The sequence below is a fragment of the Microcella sp. genome (assembly GCF_025808395.1).
Lineage (GTDB): Bacteria > Actinomycetota > Actinomycetes > Actinomycetales > Microbacteriaceae > Microcella.
In genome coordinates, this window is record NZ_CP075524.1 from 2137557 (window position 1) to 2160205 (window position 22649).

Annotated in this window: 22 protein-coding genes; 16 read left to right on the plus strand and 6 right to left on the minus strand. The window is 69.3% G+C overall.

What is annotated here, in order from left to right:
* Nucleotides 1–39: 39 nt before the first annotated feature.
* The 8 genes from KIT89_RS10465 (at nucleotide 40) to mftF (ending at nucleotide 7915) form a co-directional block, all read left to right on the plus strand.
* The gene (locus KIT89_RS10465) at nucleotides 40–846 is read left to right on the plus strand and encodes a mycofactocin-coupled SDR family oxidoreductase (protein ID WP_297601256.1); all 807 of its coding nucleotides are present in this window, start codon (nucleotides 40–42) and stop codon (nucleotides 844–846) included.
* Between the two features lie 84 nt (nucleotides 847–930).
* Nucleotides 931–1764, plus strand: a complete 834-nt coding sequence (locus KIT89_RS10470; RefSeq protein ID WP_297601259.1) for a mycofactocin-coupled SDR family oxidoreductase — start codon at nucleotides 931–933, stop codon at nucleotides 1762–1764.
* Between the two features lie 64 nt (nucleotides 1765–1828).
* Entirely contained in the window at nucleotides 1829–2662 is an 834-nt protein-coding gene (locus KIT89_RS10475) for a mycofactocin-coupled SDR family oxidoreductase (RefSeq protein WP_297601262.1), read from the plus strand.
* Nucleotides 2659–3573 carry a MoxR family ATPase gene (locus KIT89_RS10480; RefSeq protein ID WP_297601264.1) on the plus strand — a complete coding sequence of 305 codons (915 nt, stop codon included), beginning with the start codon at nucleotides 2659–2661 and terminating at the stop codon, nucleotides 3571–3573. Before KIT89_RS10475 ends, KIT89_RS10480 begins: the two co-directional genes overlap by 4 nt.
* Before the next feature lie 57 nt (nucleotides 3574–3630).
* Nucleotides 3631–4560: a VWA domain-containing protein gene (locus KIT89_RS10485; protein WP_297601266.1), complete on the plus strand. Its 930-nt coding sequence runs from the start codon at nucleotides 3631–3633 to the stop codon at nucleotides 4558–4560.
* Nucleotides 4561–4588: 28 nt separating this feature from the next.
* Complete coding sequence (gene mftD / locus KIT89_RS10490) at nucleotides 4589–5761, plus strand: pre-mycofactocin synthase MftD (RefSeq protein WP_297601269.1); 1173 nt, start codon at nucleotides 4589–4591, stop codon at nucleotides 5759–5761.
* A gap of 37 nt (nucleotides 5762–5798) precedes the next feature.
* Entirely contained in the window at nucleotides 5799–6506 is a 708-nt protein-coding gene (gene mftE, locus KIT89_RS10495; protein ID WP_297601272.1) for a mycofactocin biosynthesis peptidyl-dipeptidase MftE, read from the plus strand.
* A complete protein-coding gene (gene mftF / locus KIT89_RS10500) occupies nucleotides 6503–7915 on the plus strand; it encodes a mycofactocin biosynthesis glycosyltransferase MftF (RefSeq protein WP_297601275.1) in 1413 nt (470 codons plus the stop codon). The genes mftE and mftF overlap by 4 nt, the downstream gene beginning before the upstream one ends.
* Before the next feature lie 50 nt (nucleotides 7916–7965).
* Here mftF and KIT89_RS10505 read toward each other — a convergent pair whose 3' ends face one another.
* Together KIT89_RS10505 and KIT89_RS10510 are read right to left on the minus strand one after the other, a co-directional pair.
* A complete protein-coding gene (locus KIT89_RS10505; RefSeq protein ID WP_297601278.1) occupies nucleotides 7966–8322 on the minus strand; it encodes a GntR family transcriptional regulator in 357 nt (118 codons plus the stop codon).
* Nucleotides 8319–9797 carry a helix-turn-helix transcriptional regulator gene (locus KIT89_RS10510; protein ID WP_297601282.1) on the minus strand — a complete coding sequence of 493 codons (1479 nt, stop codon included), beginning with the start codon at nucleotides 9795–9797 and terminating at the stop codon, nucleotides 8319–8321. Before KIT89_RS10510 ends, KIT89_RS10505 begins: the two co-directional genes overlap by 4 nt.
* A 249-nt stretch (nucleotides 9798–10046) precedes the next feature.
* Between KIT89_RS10510 and aceA the strand changes: the two genes are divergently transcribed.
* Genes aceA through KIT89_RS10525 form a run of 3 tightly spaced genes read left to right on the plus strand, consistent with a single transcriptional unit; the run spans nucleotide 10047 to nucleotide 13440 of the window.
* Complete coding sequence (gene aceA / locus KIT89_RS10515; protein ID WP_297601285.1) at nucleotides 10047–11351, plus strand: isocitrate lyase; 1305 nt, start codon at nucleotides 10047–10049, stop codon at nucleotides 11349–11351.
* A gap of 28 nt (nucleotides 11352–11379) precedes the next feature.
* Entirely contained in the window at nucleotides 11380–13026 is a 1647-nt protein-coding gene (aceB, locus tag KIT89_RS10520) for a malate synthase A (RefSeq protein ID WP_297601288.1), read from the plus strand.
* Between the two features lie 21 nt (nucleotides 13027–13047).
* Nucleotides 13048–13440: a hypothetical protein gene (locus KIT89_RS10525; RefSeq protein WP_297601291.1), complete on the plus strand. Its 393-nt coding sequence runs from the start codon at nucleotides 13048–13050 to the stop codon at nucleotides 13438–13440.
* Here the strand turns inward: KIT89_RS10525 and KIT89_RS10530 are convergent.
* On the minus strand, nucleotides 13433–13867 hold the full coding sequence (locus KIT89_RS10530; RefSeq protein WP_297601294.1) for a hypothetical protein: 435 nt from the start codon (nucleotides 13865–13867) through the stop codon (nucleotides 13433–13435). The two genes, KIT89_RS10525 and KIT89_RS10530, sit on opposite strands and share 8 nt — an antisense overlap.
* 84 nt (nucleotides 13868–13951) lie before the next feature.
* Entirely contained in the window at nucleotides 13952–14389 is a 438-nt protein-coding gene (locus KIT89_RS10535) for an Lrp/AsnC family transcriptional regulator (RefSeq protein ID WP_297601297.1), read from the minus strand.
* A 144-nt stretch (nucleotides 14390–14533) separates the two neighbouring features.
* Between KIT89_RS10535 and KIT89_RS10540 the strand changes: the two genes are divergently transcribed.
* Genes KIT89_RS10540 through KIT89_RS10555 form a run of 4 tightly spaced genes read left to right on the plus strand, consistent with a single transcriptional unit; the run spans nucleotide 14534 to nucleotide 19526 of the window.
* Complete coding sequence (locus KIT89_RS10540) at nucleotides 14534–15580, plus strand: iron ABC transporter substrate-binding protein (RefSeq protein WP_297601299.1); 1047 nt, start codon at nucleotides 14534–14536, stop codon at nucleotides 15578–15580.
* Between the two features lie 59 nt (nucleotides 15581–15639).
* A complete protein-coding gene (locus tag KIT89_RS10545; protein WP_297601302.1) occupies nucleotides 15640–17241 on the plus strand; it encodes an iron ABC transporter permease in 1602 nt (533 codons plus the stop codon).
* Entirely contained in the window at nucleotides 17238–18299 is a 1062-nt protein-coding gene (locus KIT89_RS10550; RefSeq protein WP_297601305.1) for an ABC transporter ATP-binding protein, read from the plus strand. Before KIT89_RS10545 ends, KIT89_RS10550 begins: the two co-directional genes overlap by 4 nt.
* A 9-nt stretch (nucleotides 18300–18308) precedes the next feature.
* A complete protein-coding gene (locus KIT89_RS10555) occupies nucleotides 18309–19526 on the plus strand; it encodes an aminotransferase class V-fold PLP-dependent enzyme (protein WP_297601308.1) in 1218 nt (405 codons plus the stop codon).
* A 10-nt stretch (nucleotides 19527–19536) separates the two neighbouring features.
* On the opposite strand, the gene KIT89_RS10560 is transcribed toward KIT89_RS10555, so the two are convergent.
* Both KIT89_RS10560 and KIT89_RS10565 read right to left on the minus strand, forming a co-directional pair.
* The gene (locus tag KIT89_RS10560) at nucleotides 19537–20400 is read right to left on the minus strand and encodes an ABC transporter permease (protein ID WP_297601311.1); all 864 of its coding nucleotides are present in this window, start codon (nucleotides 20398–20400) and stop codon (nucleotides 19537–19539) included.
* Nucleotides 20397–21377, minus strand: a complete 981-nt coding sequence (locus KIT89_RS10565) for an ATP-binding cassette domain-containing protein (RefSeq protein WP_297601314.1) — start codon at nucleotides 21375–21377, stop codon at nucleotides 20397–20399. Before KIT89_RS10565 ends, KIT89_RS10560 begins: the two co-directional genes overlap by 4 nt.
* A gap of 143 nt (nucleotides 21378–21520) precedes the next feature.
* On the opposite strand from KIT89_RS10565, the gene KIT89_RS10570 reads away from it, so the two are divergent.
* Nucleotides 21521–22636 (plus strand): acyl-CoA dehydrogenase family protein, encoded by a 1116-nt coding sequence (locus tag KIT89_RS10570; protein ID WP_297601317.1) that lies wholly within the window; start codon nucleotides 21521–21523, stop codon nucleotides 22634–22636.
* Nucleotides 22637–22649: the final 13 nt, after the last annotated feature.

Below are 22649 nucleotides of genomic sequence, written 5' to 3' on the forward strand. Positions count from 1 at the left end.
GGCACCACAACTCCAGAAACGATCAGAAGGAGGCACGCGATGGGGCGTGTATCAGGAAAAGTCGCATTCGTCACGGGCGCCGCTCGTGGTCAAGGTCGGGCGCACGCGCTGCGCCTCGCAGAGGAGGGCGCCGACATCATCGCGGTCGACCTCTGTGCTCCGGTGCCCGATCTGCAGTACCCGCCCGCCACGCCCGATGATCTGGCCGAGACCGTCCGGCAGATCGAGGCGCTCGACCGTCGTATCGTCGCCCGCCAGGCCGACGTCCGTGATCACGCGGCGCTCAAGGCCGCGGTCGACGAGGGCGTCGCCGAGCTGGGTGGTCTCGACATCGTCGTCGGCAATGCAGGAATCTGCATCATCGCCGATGCCGAGAGCACGACGCCCGAGATCTGGAAGAACACGATCGACACCAACCTCACCGGCGTGTGGCACACGGTGCAGGTTGCCGTGCCGCACCTCAAGGCGCGCGGCGGCGGATCGATCATTCTCACCAGCTCGGCGGCCGGCCTGGTCGCGCTGCCGTTTCTCACCGCGTACATCGCGGCGAAGCACGGGGTCACAGGGCTCGGCAAGGCGTACGCCCTCGAGCTCGGGCGATTCGGCATCCGCGTCAACACCCTGCACCCGGGTGGCGTCAACACCGCGATGGGAGGCATGGGAGCCGCGTTCCCCGAATACATCGAGAAGAACCCCGGCATCGTGATGGGCGGCTACGGCGTGCTGCCCGAGACGACCACAGAGCCGGTCGATCAGGCCAACGCGGTGCTGTGGCTCGCCTCCGACGAGGCCAAGTTCGTCACCGGCACCCAGGTCTCGGTCGACGCCGGAATGGTCGTCTGCTGATCGTCGCCGGGTCGCCGTGACCCGGCAAGACAGCCCCGCCGAGGTACGCGGGGCTACTCACCCACAATGAAGAAGGAGAACGCAATGGGGCGTCTAGAAGGCAAAGTGGTATTCATCACGGGCGTTGCTCGCGGACAAGGTCGCAGTCATGCGATCAGATTCGCCGAAGAGGGCGCCGACATCATCGGCATCGACGTGCTCGAGCCCATCGCCGGCAGCACCTCGCCGCCGGCCACGCAGGCCGACATGGATGAGACTGTCGCCGCCGTGGAGGCGCTCGACCGACGCATCGTGGCGACGAAGGCCGACGTTCGCAGCCTGGCACAGGTGAAGAAGGCGGTCGACGATGGAGTTGCGCAACTCGGGCGACTCGACGTCGTGATCGCGAACGCGGGCGTCTCGACGTTCATGGGCCCCGCCGAATCGCTCAGCGAGGAGGCATTCGTCGACATGGTCGACATCAACCTCACCGGTGTCTGGCGTTCATGCGCCGCCGCGATTCCGCACATCAAGGCGGGCGGTCGAGGCGGATCGATCATCATGACGAGCTCGGCCGCCGGACTCATGGCCTATGCGAACGTCGGTCACTATGTGGCCGCGAAGCACGGTGTGGTCGGCCTCATGCGCACCCTTGCGCTCGAGCTCGCCCCCGAGAGCATTCGCGTCAACTCGATCCACCCGACCACGGTCGACACGCCGATGGTCAACAACGAGGCGACGTTCAAGCTGTTCAGGCCCGACCTTGAGAACCCCACCGCTGACGACTTCGTCGAAGCGGCCAAGGTCATGAACGCCCTTCCGATCGGATGGGTCGAGTCGGTCGACATCTCCAACGCCATGGTGTGGCTCGCCTCGGACGAGGCTCGTTACGTCACGGGCGTCACCCTGCCGGTCGACGCCGGCGCAGTCATCAAGTAGCGCACTGCCCGGCCCGCGGGCGACCGCGGGCCGGGCATCTCACACCACCGAAAGGACACACATCATGGGACGGTTGGATGGCAAAGTCGTACTGATCTCGGGCGTCGCCCGCAGCCAGGGTCGCAGTCATGCGCTGCGCTTCGCCGAAGAAGGTGCCGACGTCATCGGGTTCGACCTGCTTGACGAGATCAAGGGCTCGCCCTCGGCGCCCGCGACGCAGGCCGATATGGACGAGACGGTGCGGCAGGTCGAGGCGCTCGACCGGCGCATCATCGCCACGAAGGCCGATGTGCGCGACTACGCAGCAGTCAAGGCCGCCGTCGACGACGGTGTGGCGCAGCTCGGCCGCCTCGACGTCGTGCTCGGCAACGCTGGAGTCTTCACATCACCGTCGTTCGCCGAAGACATGGAAGACGACATCTTCATGGACACCCTCGACATCAACGTCGCCGGTGTCTGGCGCACCGCGAAAGCGGCGATTCCGCACCTCAAGAAGAACGAGCACGGCGGGTCGATCATTCTCACCAGTTCGGTCGCAGGGCTCATGGGCTATCCGAACTTCGCGCACTACGTCGCGTCGAAGCACGCCGTGGTCGGCCTCATGCGCACGCTTGCGCTCGAGCTGGCCCCGCACCACATCAGGGTCAACTCGGTGCACCCCGGGTCGGTCAACACCGTGATGGTGACCAACGACACGATCGCGAAGCTCTTCAGGCCTGACCTTGAGAACCCGACTGCCGCCGACTTCGCCGAAGTGGCGAAGCAGATGAACCCCATGGGCATCGAGATGCTCGAGTCGTACGACATCTCGAACGCCATGGTGTTCTTGGCCTCTGACGAGGCGCGCTACATCACGGGCGTGACCCTGCCGGTCGACGCCGGAACGATGGTGCAGTGAACGACGCCTCCACTGTCTCGGCGAGCCGCGATCGGGTCGCCGGGCACCTCGTCGGCCGCGAGCGTGAGATCGAGCTCACGCTCGCGGCCGTCGCGGCCGGCCGCGACATCGTGCTCGAGGGCCCCCCCGGCACGAGCAAGACCACGATGCTGCGCGCGATCACCGACGAGTGGGGAATTCCGCTGCTGTTCGTCGAGGGCAACGCCGACCTGACGCCGGCGAAGCTCGTCGGCCACCACAACCCCTCGCGCGTGCTGCGCGAAGACTATTCGCCCGACAACTTCGTCGCCGGGCCGCTCACCGAAGCCATGCAGACCGGGGGGTTTCTGTATATCGAAGAGTTCAACCGTGCTCCTGACGACACCCTCAATACTCTGCTGACGGCGATGGCCGATCGCCGACTGACGATTCCGCGAGTGGGCACTGTTGACGCGCAACCGACCTTCCGGGTGATCGCCTCGATGAACCCCTACGACAACGTCGGCACGACCAAGCTGTCGTCGTCGATCACCGACCGCCTCAACCGCCTGTCGGTCGACTACCAGGATGCGCCGGCCGAAGAGAGCATCGTGCGACTGCGGGCGAGACCGCAGAGCGCGATCGCCGATCGCCTCGTGAGTGACGCAGTGGCGGTGACGCGGGCGACCCGCGAGCACCCGTACATCCGTCAGGGCTCGAGCGTGCGCGGGGCCATCGACCTCGTCGCCGTCGCCGAGCAGCTCGCCGGCCTGCGCTCGATCGCCTCGCCCGACCACGAGCGATACGCCGAGCTCGTTTACGACGCCATGGTCGTGTCGCTCTCGGGGCGCATCCACATCGATGAGGCGGTCGACATCAGCCCGGAGGCCGTGCTGCGCGAGATCTGGGAAGACCGATTCGTGCTCGAGCCAGCGATGGCCAAGCCGGGATGAAGGGATATCCGGGTCGAATCACCCGTGCAGCGCACGCGCCACGGTCAGCGGTCGACGATGACGAGTCGACCGTTGTCACGAGCACCCAAGCAGCTCGACGAGAAGCCGACGGTGTTCGAGCCGGGGCAGGGCGGCGCCGGCATGGTGTTCCGCTCGCGACCGGCAGCGCGCAAGGGCCACGAGACGAAGCGCTCGGGCGGAACCGCCGAGGGGTTCACCGACGAAGCAGCCGAGCTGGTGCCGGTGGAGGCGTCGGGGTCACTCGACCCCGCGGTGCGTTCGCTCGCTCGGCAGATCTCGTCGCGACTGATGATTCCGCGGCCGAAGAGAGACGCGCGCTCGCAGCGCGGCTCGGGAGCGCTCGCGAGCGTGCCCTACCGGCGCGGCAGCGACGAGATCGACCTCGACAAGACGATCGAGATGCTCGCCGAGCGCCCGGTGCCAGACGACGAAGACATCATCGTGCGCGAGCGGGTGCGCACCCGCCGCGCGGTCGTGCTGATCGTCGACGTCTCGGGGTCGATGAAGGGCGAGCGCATTCGCACGGCGGCGGCGATCGTCGGGGCGCTCGCGGGCGAACTGTCGAACGACGATCTGGCACTGATCGCCTTCTGGTCAGACGCGGCCGTGCTGCAGACCTTCGGCCAGCAGCAGACCCCGGATCGCCTGCTCGACCTGCTGACCAGCATCCCCGCCCGAGGGCTGACCAACGTGGGGTTCCCGCTCGAGCTGGCTGCCCAAGAGCTGCGCAAGCGGCCCGCGCAGGACGCGCGGGTGCTGCTGCTGTCAGACTGCGTGCACAACGCCGGCCCCGACCCGCGACCGATCGCGGCGCTGCTGCCGCGACTCGACGTGATGCTCGATCTCAGCGGCGAGCACGATGCCGAGCTCGCCCGAGAATTGACGAGGGCCGGCCGCGGCGTTCTGCAGACGGTGCTCTCGCACCGCGATGTCGCCCCCGCCCTCACCCGCATCTTCACCTCATGAACCGCACCCGTCAGAAGGAGAACGCACGATGAGCAGGAACGCATGGTTCGAGACCGTCGCCGAGGCGCAGCGTCGAGCCAAGAAGCGGCTGCCGGCCCCCGTCTACGGGGCGCTGATCGCCGGCTCGGAGAAGGGCGTCACTCTCGACGACAACATCGCGGCGTACAGCGAACTCGGCTTCGCGCCGCGCATCGCCGACCACCACGCTCACCGAGACCTGTCGAGTTCGGTCATGGGCATCGACATCGCCCTGCCTGTCATCATCTCGCCCACCGGAGTGCAGGCCGTGCACCCGCAGGGCGAGATCGCCGTGTCACGCGCGGCCGCCAACCGCGGCACCATCATGGGCCTGAGCTCGTTCGCGTCGAAGGCGGTGGAAGACGTTGTTGCCGCCAACCCGAACACCCTCTTTCAGGTCTACTGGAGCGGCTCGAAAGAGGAGATGGTGCATCGGATCGAGCGGGCGAAGGCCGCTGGCGCCAAGGGACTCATCGCCACTCTCGACTGGTCGTTCTCGCACGGTCGCGACTGGGGCAGCCCGCAGATTCCCGAGCGGCTGACGCTCGGCGCGGCGCTGAACTTCGCCCCGCACGCGCTGCCGCGCATCCCCTGGCTGTGGAGCTTCGCCAAGACCTTCCGCGTGCCCGACCTCAAGGCGCCCAACCTGAAGCCCAAGGCGGGCGGCGAGCCACCGACCTTCTTCGGCGCATACGGCGAGTGGATGGGCACGCCCCCGCCCAGCTGGGACGACGTGCGGTGGCTGCGCGAGCAGTGGGACGGCCCGTTCATGCTCAAAGGCGTCGGGCGCATCGACGATGCCAAGCGGGCGATCGACATCGGCGCCACGACCATCTCGGTCTCGAACCACGGCGGCAACAACCTCGACACGATTCCGGCGCCGATTCGCATGCTTCCGGGCATCGCCGAAGCGGTCGGCGACCAGATCGAGATCGTGCTCGACGGCGGGGTGCGCCGTGGCTCCGACGTCGTCAAGGCTGTCGCGCTCGGAGCTCGCGCCGTGATGATCGGCCGTGCCTACCTCTGGGGTCTCGCCGCCAACGGGCAGGCGGGGGTCGAGAACGTGCTCGACATCATGCGCGGCGGCATCGACTCGGCGCTGCTCGGGCTCGGGCGCGGCTCGCTCAGCGAGCTCACGCGCGACGACGTGTACGTGCCCGAGGGCTTCGAGAAGATCCGCTGAGCCGCACCGTGCCGGGCAACCCCGATACGGTGGCGTCGTGACGCGACTCGACGAGGTGGCCTGGCCGGGCATCCCGAACCAGCCCCTGATGCTCGTGCCGCTCGGATCTACCGAGCAGCACGGCCCGCACCTGCCGTTCACGGTCGACGCCGTCGTCGCTGAGGCTGTCGCGCGGTCGGCGGGCGCGCGGCTCGGCGCGGTCGTCGCGCCCGTGCTCGCCTACGGCTCGAGCGGCGAGCACCAGCAGTTCGCGGGCACCCTCTCGATCGGGCAGGATGCCCTGCGCCTGCTGCTCGTCGAGCTCGTGCGCTCGGCGCGCACGTGGGCGGCTCGAGTGGTGCTCGTGAACGGGCACGGCGGCAACACGCCCGTGCTGTCGGAGGTCGTACCCACTCTGCGCGCCGAAGGTCACGACGTGGCGTGGATCGGGCTCACCGTGCCCAGCAGCTCGCCGAGTGACGCGCACGCGGGTCGCACCGAGACCGCGCTCATGCTGCACTTCGCGCCCGAGCGGGTCGGCGACTTCGCCGAGGTCGAGGGCGCCACCCGTGCGCTCGTCGAGCTGATGCCCGCCCTGCGAGCGGGCCGGCTGCACGAGGTTGCACCGAACGGCGTGCTGGGCGACCCCCGTGGTGCGACGGCGGCCGAGGGGGCCGCGCTGCTCGCGACGCTCGTCGACGAGGCTGTGCGGCACATCGAGCGTGGGGTGACGGACGGCGACGGCATGCTGCGAGCGCCGCAGTGACGGCCGCCGCGCGCCTGCCCGACGGCTTCACGGTGCGGCTGAACCGCCGCACCTGGGTCGCCGACGAGGGGGCGACGCTCGTCGGCGGCGCCCCGACGCGGGTGCTCTACCTCACGGCGCTCGCCCGCACGATGCTCACCGGCGGGCGCCTCGTCGTGGGCTCGTCGGGCACCGCGGCGCTCGCCGAGAGGCTGCTCGACGCCGGCGCCGCAGACCCTGTCGTCGCCGAGCTGCCCGACGTGACCGGACGGGTGACCGTGGTGGTGCCCGCGCACGATCGGCCCGACGCGGTCGCGCGGCTGCTGGCGAGCATCCCGAGCGCAACCCCGGTGATCGTCGTCGACGACCGCTCGCGACGACCGGAGGCAGTGCGGCGCGTCGCCGAGCAGCACGGCGCCCGTGTCATCTCGCTGCCCGAGAATCTCGGACCAGCGGGGGCGCGCAACGCCGGGCTCGCGGCAGTCACGACCCCCTTCGTGGCTTTCATCGACAGCGACATGGTGATCGATGCCGACACGCTGCCGCAGCTGCTGCGGCACTTCGGCGACCCGCGCGTCGGTCTCGTCGCCCCGCGCATCGCCGGCCTCGAGCCCGAGGGCCGACCGAACTGGATCACGCGGTACGAGGCGGCGCGGTCGTCGCTCGACCTCGGCGCCGAGCCCTCGGTCGTGCGACCCGGAGCGCGCGTGTCGTGGCTGCCGGCAGCCTGCCTCGTCGCGCGCACCGACGCGATCGGCGCGGGGTTCACACCGGGCATGAGAGTGGCAGAAGACGTCGACCTCGTCTGGCGGCTGTGCGAGCAGGGCTGGCGCGTGCGCTACGAGCCAGCGGTCGAGGCGAGGCACGAGCACCGGCGCACCCTGCTCGACTGGCTCGGCCGCAAGGCCTTCTACGGCACGGGGGCCGACGACCTCGCGGCGCGGCACGGCGACACCGTCGCGCCCGCCGTCTACACGCCGTGGACCCTCGTGTTCGTGGGAGCCCTGCTCGCGCAGCGGCGCTGGTCGCTGCCCATCGCCGCGGGGGCTGCCGCCGTCGCCGCCGTGCGCATCGGATCGCGGTTGCGGCCCACCGCCGATCGAGCACGCATCGCGGCGCGGCTCACCGGCATGGGGGCGCTCGCCGCCACCGCGCAGACCGCCGAACTGCTGACGCGGCACTGGTGGCCTCTCGCCGTCGCTGGATCACTCGTCTCGCGCCGGTTTCGGCGTGCGACCGTCGTCGCCGCGGTCGCCGATGCCCTGTACGAGCACCGTCGCACCGCGACGGGCATGGGGTTGCTGTCGTTTGCCGTCGCGCGTCGGCTCGACGACCTCGCCTACGGCGCAGGGCTCTGGTGGGGCGCGCTGCGGGCGCGCTCGATCCGGGCGCTGCGGCCGGTCGTGCGGCTGCGGTCGCGCATCAGGTAGCTGCGGCCAGCGGGCGCGCCGGCTCTCCTGCGGTGCGCGCCGGGGCAGGCTCAGCCGCGCTGCGCCGCACGCACGAGCTCGAGCGCGACCGCGTCGTCGAGGCCGAGCCGCCGTGCTCGCTCGACGAACTCACGGGCGGCGACCTGCGCCTGCTGCTGCGCGGCATCGCCCTGCGGGGCGACGAACGAGCCCGCGCGCCCGCGGGTCTCGATGATGCCGTCGGACTCGAGCTCGCGGTAGGCGCGCGCAACCGTGTTGACTGCGAGCCCCAGCTGCTCGGCGAGCGCGCGCACGGTCGGCAGCTTGGCGCCCGCGACGAGCTCACCGGCCGCGACCGCGTCGCGCACTTGAGTGCGCAGCTGCTCGAACGGCGGGGTCGCCGAGCTCGCGTCGATCGAGTACTTCATGCGCCTGCTCCGCCCGGCGCGTGCCGCTCGAGAAAGCCGAAGACCTCGGTCTGGTCGACGCCGGGAAACGATTCAGTCGGCAGCGCGGCGAGCAGCGACGAGTGGACGCGCGCTTGAGGCCGCGCCGAGCCGCTCCAGCGCTCGGCGAGCGGTGCCGGCGCCTGTCGGCAGCACGCCGCGTCGGGGCAGGTCGACTCGCCCCGACGCGTGGTCTCGCGCCCGCGAAACCATTTGACGTGCGCGAACGGCGTGCCGACCGAGATCGAGAACTCGCCCGCCGAGCCCGACTCGATGCGCGAGGTGCACCAGTAGGTGCCGGTGGGCTTATCGGTGTACTGGTGATAGGCGCTGAAGCGGTCGGGCTCATCGAACACCTGGCGCGCTGACCACTTGCGGCACACCAGTTGCCCTTCGACCGCGCCGAGGGCGTCTGCCGGAAACTGCACGCTGTCGTTCTCGTAGGCCTTCGAGAGCACGCCCGCCGGTGACACCTTCAAGAAGTGCACCGGAATACCCAGGTGCTCGGTCGCGAGGTTCGTGAACCTGTGCGCGGCCGTCTCGTACGACACCGCGAAGGCGTCGCGCAGGTCTTCGACGGCGAGCTCGCGGCGCTCTTTCGCCTTCTGCAGAAACGCCACGGCGTCGGCCTCGGCGATGAGCAGAGCGGCGGCGAGGTAGTTGGTCTCGACGCGCTGGGTGAGAAACTCGGCATAGTCGCGCGGCTCTGGGCGCCCGAGCACGTGCGCGGCGAGGGCCTGCAGCAGGGTCGTGCGGGGGTCGCGACCCGGTGCGTTCGCGACGGGCAGGTAGATGCGCCCGTTCTCGAGGTCGGTGATCGACCGGGTCGAGCTCGGCAGGTCGCTCACGTGGTGCAGTGTGAAGCCGAGGTGCGCGGCGAGTTCGCCCGCCACACGCTGCGGCAGCGGCCCGCCCTCGTGCCCCACGGCGCGCAGCAGGTCGGCCGCCGCACTCTCGAGCTCGCCGAAGTAGTTGCCGCGGTCGCGCATCGCCCGACGCAGTTCTGCGTTCGCGCGCCGCGCCTCTTCAGGGGTGGCGGCGCGCTCGACGTGCACGCGCTGCAGCTCGTCGTGCAGAGCCAGCACGGTCTCGATCGCCTCATCGCTCAGGCTCTTGCGCACCGGCAGCGGCGCGATGCCCAGACTCGCGAACAGCGGGCCCTCCTGGGCCCGCGCCAGCGCGATCTCGAGCGCCGCCCGCCTGCTCGGCGGCGTGGGGGTGAGCAGCTCGTCGAGCGAGACTCCGACGGCTCGAGCGACCGACTGCAGCTCGCTGAGCTTCGCCTCGCGCTTGCCGTTCTCGAGGCTCGACATGTGCGATGTCGCCACCCCGACGGCACTCGCCACGTCGGCGAGCGTGAGCGCGGCATCCGTTCGCAATTGCCGGATGCGCTTGCCGAGGGTCAACGAATCGATCACCTCATCAGCCTGAGGGGGTTTGAGCGGCGAATCGAGCATGTCGAGAGCCTGACAGGCCTCAGTTTTCAGCGCAACTGAACTTTCTCGGTATTTCAGGCGGTCTCGATCGGTTCGAGGGTCGATTCTTCGCCCAGTGTTGCTCACACGACCACCGGCGCCGCCGCTCATGCGACGGCTCTGTGCACTAACTACTGCAGAAGCGCCGCCCTCGCACAGTTCGCGGGCCAGGCGGGCAGTTCTGCAGACGTGAGTGCACAGCACCCCGAGCAACTATCGAAGGAGCACCTCATGACGCAGAACCAGCCGAACCGCCCGGGCGACCAGACCGAGACCGCCGCCGAGCTCGAGACCCGCTGGAAGACCGACGCCCGCTGGAACGGCGTGCGCCGCGACTACACCGCCGACGACGTCATCGCGCTGCGCGGCCCCGTGCGCGAAGAGCGCACGCTCGCCCGCCGCGGCGCCGAGAAGCTGTGGCAGCAGATTCAGGCCAACACCGACAACCCCGACGAGTGGACGTACGCCCTCGGCGCCCTCACCGGCAACCAGGCCGTGCAGCAGGTGCGCGCGGGCCTCAAGGCCATCTACTTGAGCGGCTGGCAGGTGGCCGCCGACGCCAACCTGTCGGGCCAGACCTACCCCGACCAGAGCCTCTACCCGGCCAACTCGGTGCCCGCCGTCGTGCGCCGCATCAACAACGCGTTGCTGCGCGCGGGCCAGATCGAGCAGAACGACACCGACTGGATGGCCCCCATCGTCGCCGACGCCGAGGCCGGCTTCGGCGGCCCGCTCAACGCCTACGAACTCATGCACGGCATGATCGAGGCCGGCGCCGCGGGCGTGCACTGGGAGGACCAGCTCGCGAGCGAGAAGAAGTGCGGCCACATGGGCGGCAAGGTGCTCGTTCCTACGAGCCAGCACATCCGCACCCTCAACGCCGCGCGCCTGGCCGCCGACGTGGCCGACGTGCCCACGATCGTCATCGCGCGCACCGACTCGCTCGCCGCCAACCTCATCACGAGCGACGTGGATGATCGAGACAAGCCCTTCCTCACCGGCGGCCGCACGGCCGAAGGCTTCTATGAGGTCGAGCCTGGCATCGGTCCGGTGCTCGCACGGGGGCACGCCTACGCCGAATACGCCGACTTGCTCTGGGTCGAGTCGAGCGAGCCCGACCTCGAGCTCGCGCGCGCCTTCGCCGAGAGCATCCACCAGGAGTTCCCCGGCAAGAAGCTCGCCTACAACTGCTCGCCGAGCTTCAACTGGAAGCGCCACCTCGACGACGACACCATCGCGAAGTTTCAGCGCGAACTGTCGGCCATGGGCTACGCGTTCCAATTCATCACCCTCGCGGGCTTCCACTCGCTCAACCACGGCATGTTCGAGCTCGCGAGCGGCTACCGCGACCGCCAGATGAGCGCCTACGTCGAGCTGCAGGAGGCCGAGTTTGCTTCCGAGGCTCACGGCTACACCGCCACCAAGCACCAGCGCGAAGTGGGCACCGGCTACTTCGACCGCATCGCCACGGCTCTCAACCCCGAGAGCGCGACCCTGGCACTCGTCGGCTCTACCGAGTCAGAGCAGTTTCACTAAACCTCTCGAACCAGACACGGAGACGATCATGAGCACGACACCGAACACCCTCAGCATCACCGGGCCGATGCGGCCGCGCTACGACGAGATACTGACCCCCGAGGCCGTGGGCTTCGTCACCGAGTTGCAGAACCGCTTCGCGAGCCGCCGCCACGAGCTGCTCGCCGAGCGCATGCAGCTGCGCTACGACCTGGGCAATGGGCGCGATCTGCACTTTCTTCCCGAGACGGCGCACATTCGTGACGACACCACGTGGCGGGTGGCCGGGGCCGGCCCCGGTCTCGATGATCGCCGCGTCGAGATCACGGGGCCGTGCGACCCGAAGATGACGATCAACGCGCTCAACTCGCGCGCCAACGTGTGGCTCGCCGACCTCGAAGACGCGACGAGCCCCACCTGGGGCAACATCATCGAGAGTCAGCTGTCACTCTTCGACGCGATTCGGGGGCAGCTCTCGTTCACGAACGACGCCGGCAAACGGTATGAGGTGACCGCCGAGCGCACGCCGACGATCGTCATGCGACCGCGCGGGTGGCACCTGGTCGAGAAGCACATCGAGCACGTGGATGCTCAGGGCCGACGCCTCGCCGCGAGCGCGAGCCTCGTCGACTTCGGGCTCTATCTGTTTCACAACGCGCACGAGCTCATCGCTCGCGGCCGGGGGCCCTACTTCTACCTGCCGAAACTCGAGAACCACCGCGAAGCCCGGTTGTGGAACGACGTGTTCACGTTTGCCGAGCAGCGCCTGGGCCTGCCCCACGGCACGATTCGCGCAACGGTGCTCATCGAGACCTTTCCGGCGGCGTTCGAGATGGACGAGATCCTCTACGAACTGCGCGACCACTGCGCCGGACTCAACGCCGGCCGCTGGGACTACGTGTTCTCGATCATCAAGAACTACCGCGGCCGCGGCCAGTGGTTCGTGCTGCCCGACCGCGACCGCATTCTCATGACGCTGCCCTTCATGCGCGCCTACACCGAGCTGCTCGTGCAGACCTGCCACAAGCGGGGTGCCCACGCGATCGGCGGGATGAGCGCCTTCATTCCGAACCGTCGCGACCCCGAGGTGACCGAGCGCGCTCTCGACCGGGTCGCTGCCGACAAGCGCCGAGAGGCTCGTGACGGTTTCGATGGGTCGTGGGTGGCGCATCCTGATCTGATTCCGGTGGCGCGTGCCGAGTTCGACGCCGTGCTCGGCAGCAGCCGCAACCAGCTCGACCGTCAGCGCGACGACGTGCATGTCAGCGCGCGCGACCTGCTCGACATCCGCTCGGCGGGCGGCGCTGTCACCCTCGCCGGCGTTCGCGCCAACATCTCGATCACGGTGCGCTACCTCGAGTCGTGGTTGCGCGGGGTCGGGGCTGCTGCGATCGACAACCTCATGGAAGACGCGGCGACAGCCGAGATCAGCCGCTCGCAACTCTGGCAGTGGATGCACCTCGACCACGAGACGGTCGAGGGCCAGATCGTGTCGCGCACGCTCGTGGAAGGGATGCTCGCCGAGGTTCTGGCAGAGCTGCCGAAGCCCGACGGCCACAAGCTCGCCGAGGCCGAGGAGGTCTTTCGCACGGTGACGCTGCAGGAAGACTTCCCAACCTTCCTGACGGTGCCCGCGTACACGCGGTTTCTCGTCGAGCGCGACGAGCCCGCTGCTCGCGAAGCTGCTGCGGCGTAGTCGATTCGCTAGCCTCGAGGCATGTCATCGAGCAGCACCCTCAGCACCCGACGATGGGGTCACCTGCTCGTCGACAGTGCGCTGGTGCTGCTCGGTGCCGCCCTCGTGCTGCTCATCAACGCGGCGGCCCCCGGCCCCGAGGTGTGCGCCGCCTCGCTGCCGACACCGGGGCCGTGCTTCGCCGATGACCGGGCGCAGATCGCGCTCATCGCGATCGTGAGCGTGGTGCTCATCGTCGGGGCGGGAGCGGTGGCGAATCACCTGCTGACCGGCAGGAGGCGACGCGTCACGGTTGCGAGCGCCGCCGCGCTCGCGCTTGGCGTGGGGATGCTCGGGTGGAGTTCGCTCGCCTACTCGTACTGGATCGTCTTTCCGAGTTGGCAGGTCTGGGCGGCGCTCTCGCACATCAGTTGAGCCGGTCAGACGCCGCCTTCTCGTCGGGGTGGTTCGGGGTCCAGCCGTACCAGCCGTCGTCGGTGGGGATCACTGCCCAGTCGCCGCACGCGAAGACCATGTCGACGTAGGCCTGCGGGGCTCCGTCGACCGAGAACACGGGGCCAGACTGGCGCTCGACCTCGATGCAGAGTTCGGGGTCGAGTGAGCGAGAGCTCGTCGCGAGCAGCACCGCCGGCTCAGCATCCGGAGTCTCTCGAGTGGTGATGTCGGTGGCGTCGGCCGGCAGCCACGGTGCCGACTTCGACCAGGTGTCGACGAGTTCGGCGCTCGTCGAGAACTCGGTGACCCTCTCATTGTTGAGGGTGTCGCCGATCGAGCAGCCGGCGAGAGCGACGTTCGAGGCGGCGGTGAGCAGGGCCAGGGCAGTCATGCGTGTGAATGTCATGGCTCTATTCAGCCGCGACCGCCTCGAACCGTCTTCCCCCGCGAGTGCCAGCGAGGGGGGTCGAGCGGATGAACCTGAGTGCGACTATTGGTGGCGGCGGTCGATGAGCCGGGTGAGAATGATCGCGCTGCGCGTGTGGTCGACGTTGGGGGCGACGCGCACCCGTTCGAGGGCATCTTCGAGCGAGGCGATGTCGCGCGAGCGGATGTGCACGATCGCGTCGGCCTCGCCCGTGACGGTGCCGGCGTCGACCACTTCGGGCACTGCAGAGAGGATGCGACGCAATTCGTCTGGGGCGACAGTGCCGCGGCAGAAGAGCTCGACATATGCCTCGACGGCCATGCCGTCGACGGCAGGGTCGACCTGCACGGTGAACGAGCGGATGGTGCCGTCGGCGACGAGCCGGTCGACTCGGCGCTTCACCGCCGAGGCTGAGAGGCCCACGACGTCGCCGATGTCTCCATAGCCGGCGCGGGCGTTCTGCCGCAGCTGGTCGATGATGCGCGAATCGATGGCGTCCACACCTGTGAGCGTATGGCACGAGAGCGCGGGGTGGGGGTTTGCCTGGCGGGAGCATCCCCCTTGTGTCAATGTTTAGGTAAGGCTACCCTTACTCAAGGCAGCGTCGCCTGTTCCTATTCCTTCCCTCAACGGAGAACCGCCATCATGCGCACCACAGCACCTCTCTCATTCCTCTCCCTCGTCACCGCTGGCCTGCTGCTCGCGGGATGTGCGGCGCCCGCACCGACTGAGAGCGAGCCAGCGCCAGACTCGACCGCCGACGGAGCCTTCACTCTCTACTCGGGCCGCGACGAAGCCCTCATTCAGCCGCTCATTGACCTGTTCGAAGAGCAGACGGGCATCACGGTCGACGTGCGCTACGGCAACACCGCCGAGCTGGGTGCGTTGCTGCTCGAAGAGGGCGACCGCACCCCCGCCGACGTGTTTCTCTCGCAAGACGCCGGAGCGCTCGGCGCGCTGAGCGACGCAGGCCTCTTCGCGCCGCTGCCCGACGACATCGCCGGCGCGGTGCCCGCAGGCTTCACCTCGACCGACGGCACCTGGGTCGGCGTCACCGGTCGCGCGCGCGTCGTCGTCTACGACGGCGAGCGGTTCACCGCCGACGAGCTGCCCGACACGATCGACGACTACGTCACCGACGAGTGGAACGGCCGACTCGGTGTGGCCCCCGGCAACGCGAGCTTCCAGTCATTCGTGACAGCACTGCGCGTGCTCGAAGGCGAAGACGCTGCTGCCGAGTGGGTCAACTCCCTCGCCGCCAACGGCCCGCAGCTGTTCGAGAACAACCGGGCGATTCTCGCCGCCGCCAACGAAGGCGTGCTCGACGCCGGGCTCATCAACCACTACTACTGGTTCGCCTCGGCGGCCGAGGTGGGTGTAGACAACATGCGCGCGCAGTTGAAGTTCTTGACGGCGGGCGACGCGGGCTCGATGGTCAACGTGACGGGTGCCGGCCTTCTCACGAGCGCGGCCGACGATGCCGATGCACTCGAGTTCGTGCGCTTCTTGGTGTCGCTCGAGGCCCAGACCTACTTCGTCGAGCAGACCTACGAGTACCCGCTGCTGCCCGGCGTCGACGCGCCAGCGGGTCTTCCGAGCCTCGACGGCCTCGTCAACCCCGAGCTCGACCTGAGCGACCTCGACGACCTCGCGGCGACCCAGCGGCTGCTCGCCGACGCCGGGCTCATCTGACCGGCGGCAGTGACTTCGGTCACTGTCGTGCATCAGCTGGATCGTGATGCACTAGTCACATGATCGTCGCGCCTGAGCTGGCCTCGAGCGCCGCGGGGGTTCCGGATGCCCGGCCCACCCCCGCGGCGCTCAGCCGACTCTCGGCGCACCGGCGGCCGCCACTCGCGCTCGTTGTCGCGGCCATCGTGGCGGCCTCCGCCGCGGCCATCCCGCTCGTCTACTTGGTCGTGCGCTCAGTCGAGTCCGGCCTGCCGACGATCGTCGAGACCCTCGCTCGACCGCGAGTGCTCGAGTACGCCGCCAACTCGCTCGGTCTCGCCGCGGCCACGACGGCCAGCGCGCTCGTGCTCGGCACCGCAGTCGCGTTCGTACTCACACGCGTGCGAGTGCCGTTCGCGCGAACGTGGCTGCTGATATCTGCACTGCCGCTCGCGGTGCCGTCGTACCTCGCGGGATACGGGTGGCTCGTCGCACAGCCAGGCCTCAACGGATTCTTGCCGAGCTGGCTGCTGCTCACGGCCGTCACGGTTCCGTATGTGTCGCTGCCGGTGGCGGCGGCCTTGCGCGGAGCATCCGGAGACCTCGAAGGAGTCGCCCGCACGCTGGGGCGCGGGCCGTTGCGGGCCTTCATCGTCGCGACCTGGCCGAGCGTGCGCCCCGCCGCGATCGCCGGATCGCTGCTCGTCGCGCTCTACGCTCTCAGCGACTTCGGGCTCGTAGCCATGATGCGGTTTCAGACCCTCACGTGGGGCATCAACGCCGCATACTCGGCGAGCTTCGACCGTGCGCAGGCCGCGACCCTGGCGCTGCTGCTCGTGGTGCTCGCGCTCGTGGTCGTGACGGGGGAGCGCGCCGCTCGTCGGCAGCTGCCGCGTGCGGCCGCTCGCGCTATTGCGCCGCGCACGGTCGGTCGTGTCACGCTTCTGTCGTTCTTGCCCATCGTGGCCGCGGCACCGCTCGTGGGGGTCGCGATACCCATGTTGGGGCTGCTGACTCGATTGCTCGAAGCCGAGACCTTGCGCGCCATCGACGCCCCCCGCCTGCTGGGCGCCGTCGGCTCGACCGTCGGAGTCGCTCTGGCCGCGGCCGCCCTCGCCGTGCTGCTGGCACTGCCGATCGCAGCGCTCGCCGCCCGCCACCGCGGTCGGCTCGTCACTGCGATCGAGTCGGTCGGCTACCTCGGTCACGCCCTGCCCGGCATCGTCGTCGGGCTCTCGCTCGTGTTCTTCGCCCTCGCCGTCGTGCCCGTGCTCTATCAGAGCATCGCCGTTCTCGTCTTCGCCTACGCCGTGCTGTTCATGCCGAAGGCCATCGGAACCATGCGCGCCGGCCTCGGCGACGTGCCACCGCGACTCATCGCCGTCGCACGCACCCTCGGAGACTCACCGCTGCGAGCATGGTGGCGAGTGACCGTGCCGCTCGCGCTGCCCAGTATCGGAATCGGCGCCCTGCTGGTTGCCATCGCCACCATGAAAGAATTGCCCGCGACGCTGCTGCTGCGCCCGACCGGGGTGCAGACCCTCGCCACCGAGCTCTGGAACCGCACGGTGGTGTTCGAGTTCGGAGCCGCGGCACCCTATGCGGCGCTCCTTGTGCTCGTCGCCGCAGTGCCGGCCGTGATTCTGTCGGGTGTGCGCAGTGCGGCAAAGGAGGAACTGTGAGCGACCTCGTCGTCGACCGACTGAGCGTGACCCACGGGTCGACGCTGGCGATCGATGACGTCTCAGTGAGCATCCGGAGCGGAGAATTGGTGGCCGTGCTCGGGCCCTCCGGTTGCGGCAAGACCACCCTGCTGCTCGCCATCGCTGGCCTGCTGCCGGTGACTGCAGGAACCATCACCATCGGCGGCCGCGAGATCTCGCGCGCCGGCCGCACCGTCGCCCCCGAGAAGCGCGGCGTCGGGTGGGTGCCGCAAGAGGCGTCGCTGTTTCCGCACCTGTCGGTGGGTGAGAACATCGGCTTCGCCGTGTCGCGCGCTCGGGGGGCGGCGCGCTCAGCTCGCATCGCCGAGCTCGCATCGCTCGTCGGGCTCGGCGACCTGACCGGGCGAGCACCGCACCAGCTCTCGGGAGGTCAAGCACAGCGCGTCGCCCTCGCTCGCGCCCTCGCCCCGCGCCCCGACCTGCTGCTGCTCGACGAGCCCTTCGCCGCGCTCGACACCCAGTTGCGGGTGAGCCTGCGTCGCGAAGTGGCAGAACTGCTGCGCGCGCAAGGCACCACGTCGGTGCTCGTCACGCACGACCAAGAAGAGGCGCTGACCCTCGCCGACCGCGTCGCCGTGCTGCACGACGGGCGCCTCGCGCAGTTCGGCACACCAGAAGAGATCTATCAGCACCCCGCCTCAGACTGGGTGGCCTCGTTCGTCGGCGACGTCGTCGAACTGGTCGGCCAGTGGCGCCACGGCCGCGTCGTGTGCGCGCTCGGCTCGGTCGAAGCAGCTGCCGTGGGCTTCACTCCCGCCGACGGCGACTCGGTGCGGCTCATGCTGCGCCCTGAGTGGATCATCCCTCGCCCCGACCTGCTCGCCCAGGCGGCGGCAGGCGCTGACGCGCGCGTCGCGGCCATCTCGTATGCGGGCCACGACGCGATGATCACCGCCGACCTCGTCGACGGGCCGTCGGTGCAGCTGCGCATGGCCGCGGTCGAGCTGCCCGAGGTCGGTGACGATGTGCGGCTCGCGGTGCAACGGCCGGGGCTTGCGTTCGCGCCCCGCGGCTAGGCTCGCGGCATGAGCTCGAACCCTGCAGAACTGCGTGCCCGCGCGGCCGTGCTCGACGCGGCCGACCCGCTCGCCGTATACACCGCGCACTTCGTGCCGGGTGACGACCTCGTCGCCTATCTCGACGGCAACTCGCTCGGGCGGCCGGTGGCGAGCGTGCCCGCAGCCCTCGACGAGTTCGTGCGCACGCAGTGGGCCGGCCGACTGATCCGCGGCTGGGACGAGCTGTGGCTCACCCGCCCGGCCGAGCTCGGCGACCGCATCGGTGCGGCATGCCTCGGCGCAGCATCCGGTCAGACGATCGTGGCCGACTCGACGAGTGTGCTCATCTTCAAGCTGCTGCGCGCCGCGATCGCCGCCAGACCCGGTCGTGACGAGCTCGTCATCCTGCGCGACGAGTTTCCGACCGATCGCTTCATTCTCGAGAGGCTGGCCGACGACCATGGGCTGACGGTGCGGTGGGTGGATGCCCCGCTCGACGCCGGCGTCACCCCCGAGCTGGCATCCGACGTCGTGAGCGAGCGCACCATCGCCGCGCTGTTCAGCGGGGTCGCGTACCGAAGCTCATGGTGGGCCGACATGCCCGCGGTGACGGCGGCGGTGCAGGCGGCGGGCGCGCTCATGATCTGGGATTGCTCGCACGCCGTCGGGTCTGTTCCGCTTGAGCTTGACGCTTGGGGCGTCGACTACGCCGTGGGCTGCTCGTACAAGTACTTGAACGGCGGCCCGGGTGCCCCCGCGTGGGCCTACGTCGCCGAGCGGCACCACGCCACGCTGCGCAACCCGATTCCCGGCTGGCTCGGGGCGGCCGCACCGTTCTCGATGACCGAGGGGTTCACGCCCGCGCCGGGCGTGGGGTCACTCGTGAGCGGCACCCCGCCCATTCTCAACATGGTGGCGCTCGAGCAGATGCTGCGCCTCATCGAGACGGCCGGCATCGACGCGATTCGTGCGAAGTCGATCGCCCTCACCGACTATGCGATCGAGCTCGTCGACTCGTTGATTCCGGGTGCGACGGTGAGCACCTCGCGCGACGCAGCGCGGCGGGGCAGCCACCTGACGATCGACCACCCCAACGCTGCGATCGCCGTCGAGCGGCTGTGGGCGCGGGGAGTGATCCCCGACTTCAGGCACCCGAGCGGAGTGCGCATCGGCCTCTCGCCGCTCAGCACGAGCTTCGCCGAGGTCGAGCGGGGCATCCGCGCGCTCGCCGACGCGCTGTCGTAGCAGACGACCGCTACCGCGACAGCGTCGCGAACTTGCGAATCGACAGCGGCACGAAGACGAGCAGCAGCACCGCGATGCCGATGAGCACGGTCGCGATGGGGTTCTGCGCCGTCCAGGCATCGCCGACGGGCGTGCCGGGGGGCACGTTGCCGAACAGCTCGCGCGCCGATTGCACGAGTGACGACACCGGGTTCCACTCGGCGAAGATGCGCAGCGGGTCGGGCAGCCGCTCGCTCGGCACGAAGGCGTTCGAGATGAACGTGAGCGGGAAGAGGATCAAGAACGAGGCGTTGTTGATGACCTCGGGGCTCTTGACCGCCATGCCGAGAAACGCCATGACCCATGAGAACGCGTAGGCGAACAGCAAAAGCAGGGCGACGCCGGCGAGAAACTCTGGCAGTGACGAGTTGACGCGCCAGCCGACGATCCAGCCGGTGCCCATCATGACGACCATCGACAGACCGTTGATGACGAGGTCGCCATTGGTGCGCCCGACGAGCACGGCGGCGCCGCTCATCGGCAGCGTTCGAAAGCGGTCGATGATGCCGTCTTTGAGGTCTTGCGCCATCGCCGACCCCGAATAGGTCGAGCCGAAGACGACGGTCTGCGCGAAGATGCCGGCCATCAAGAACGAGGTGTAGCCGTCGCCCGGAATTTCGATCGCCGCCCCGAAGACATACGAGAACAGCAGCACGAACATGATCGGCTGAATGAGGGTGAAAAGCAGAATCTCGGGAACCCGCACGATCTTCATGAGGTTGCGCCACGTCGTGACCCAGCCGTCGCTGAAGAATCGCGAGATCGGGCCGCCCGGAATCGGCTGCAGGGTCGTGGATGCTCGCCCGAGCTCACTGCTCACCGTGGGGGTGCTCATGCTGCTGCCTCCGTCGTCTCGTCACTCTCTTCTGCCACGTGGCCCGTCAGCTGCAAGAACACGTCGTCGAGGGTCGGTCGGCGCATGCCGGCGTCGTGCAGGGCGATGCCTGCGGTCGAGGTGGCGGCGACGATCGCGGCGAGGGCTGCGGGCCCGTCGTCGACGGGCACCACCCAGGTGCGGCCGCCTGTCACGACAGGTTCGCCTGTGCCGTGGCTCGCGAGGATGCTGCGCACCGCATCGCCGTCTGATTCGTCGACGACCGTGAGCGCCACCCGCTGCCCGCCGACCGAGGCTTTCAGCTCGTCTGCGGTGCCCTTGGCGATGACCTGGCCGTTGTCGATGACCGAGATCGAGTCGGCGAGCCGGTCGGCCTCTTCGAGGTATTGAGTCGTGAGCAGCACGGTGGTGCCGTCAGAGACGAGCGTCTCGATGATGTCCCACAGGCCGATGCGGCTGCGCGGGTCGAGGCCCGTCGTCGGCTCGTCGAGAAAGAGCACGGGCGGCTTGATGACGAGCGCGCCCGCGAGGTCGATGCGGCGCCGCATGCCACCCGAATAGCCCTTGACGGGGCGGTTCTGCGCCTCGACGAGGTCGAACAGCTCGATGAGCTCGGTCGCCCGCTGTCGCGCCACCTTCGACCCGAGGTGGTAGAGCCGGCCCACCATCATGAGGTTCTCGAAGCCCGTGAGGTTCTCGTCGACGGCGGCGTACTGGCCGCTCGCGCCGATCATGCGGCGAATCGACTGCGGGTCGGCGAGCACGTCGACGCCGTCGATGACGGCGCGACCCGAGTCGGGGCGAATCAGCGTCGTGAGCACCTTGACGGTCGTCGTCTTGCCGGCGCCGTTCGGCCCGAGCAGGGCGGTGACAGTGCCTTGCGGAACCTCGAGGTCGAGGCCGTCGAGAGCGCGCACGACGGGCGCGCCCTTCGGGGTGTAGGTCTTGACGAGCTCGCTCGCCTCGATGAATGCCATGCGCGCGATGCTAGTGCCGAGATGTGACACCGTGGGGCGCCGTTCGCCCTCGGCGGAGCCGGACGAGTGGTCAGTTGTCGTCGCATCCGTCAGGCGATCCGACGACAAGCGACCACTCGGGGGTGCACGAGTAGCGTGGGGGCATGTCGAGCGTGCTGACACCCGAGCTGCTGCGGCGCGTGCGCGAGCGTGCGCCCGGCTACGACGAGCGCAACGAGTTCTTCACCGACGACCTCGACGAGCTGCGCGCGGCGGGCTATCTGCGATCGCGCAGCTTGAGCGCAGCATCCGCCGATCAGAGGGCGCTTGCCGCGCACGCACCGGCCACGGCCCTGGGGCTCACGATGCACCTGGTCTGGGTGGGCGTCGCGCGCGACCTGCTCGCCGCGGGCGACGCGAGCCTGCAGTGGGTGCTCGACGACGCCGAGCGGGGTGAGCTCTTCGCTTTCGCCATCAGCGAGGCGGGCAACGATCGGGTGATGAGCGACTCGGTGACGCGGGTCGATCGCACAGCAGCGGGCTGGGCGTTCACGGGCACCAAGATCTTCACGACGCTCTCGCCGGCCTGGACGCGGCTCGGCGTGCTCGGTCGCCACGACCCGGCAGAGGGTGAGCCGCAGCTCGTGCACGGCTTTCTCACGCGCGAGAGCAGCGGCATCGAGATCGTGCCCGACTGGAACACCCTCGGCATGCGCGCTACTCAGAGCCACACGACGAGGCTCGACGGCGCCGTCGTGACCGATGGGCGAGTGGCCCGCCTGCTGCCTGTCGGGCCGAGCGGCGACCCCTACACCCTGGCGATCTCGGCCAACTTTCACACCCTCATCGCGAGCGTCTACGCAGGGCTTGCCGATCGCGCCCTCGAGCTCGCGGTCGAGAGTGCGCAGCGCCGCACCAGCCTGCGCTCGAGCGGGGCGGTGCAGGCTCTCGACCCCGACATCCGCTGGCGCATTGCGGATGCTGCGCTCGCCCTCGACGCGCTGGCACCGCAACTGCAGGCCGTCGCACGCGATCGCGATCAGGGTGTCGACAGGGGGGTGCGGTGGCACCGCGACCTGGCGGGGCTCAAGCATCGCAGCGTCGAGACGGCGCGGCACGTCGTCGACCAGGCCATGCGCATCGCGGGCGGCGGGGCCTACCGCTCGTCGGCCGAGCTCAGCCGCCTGCAGCGCGACGTGCTCGCGGGCATCTACCACCCGAGCGACACCGAGGCCGTGCACGCGACCGTGGCCGCCGACCTGCTGGGGCCGCTGCCGTAGCAGGCTCGCTGGG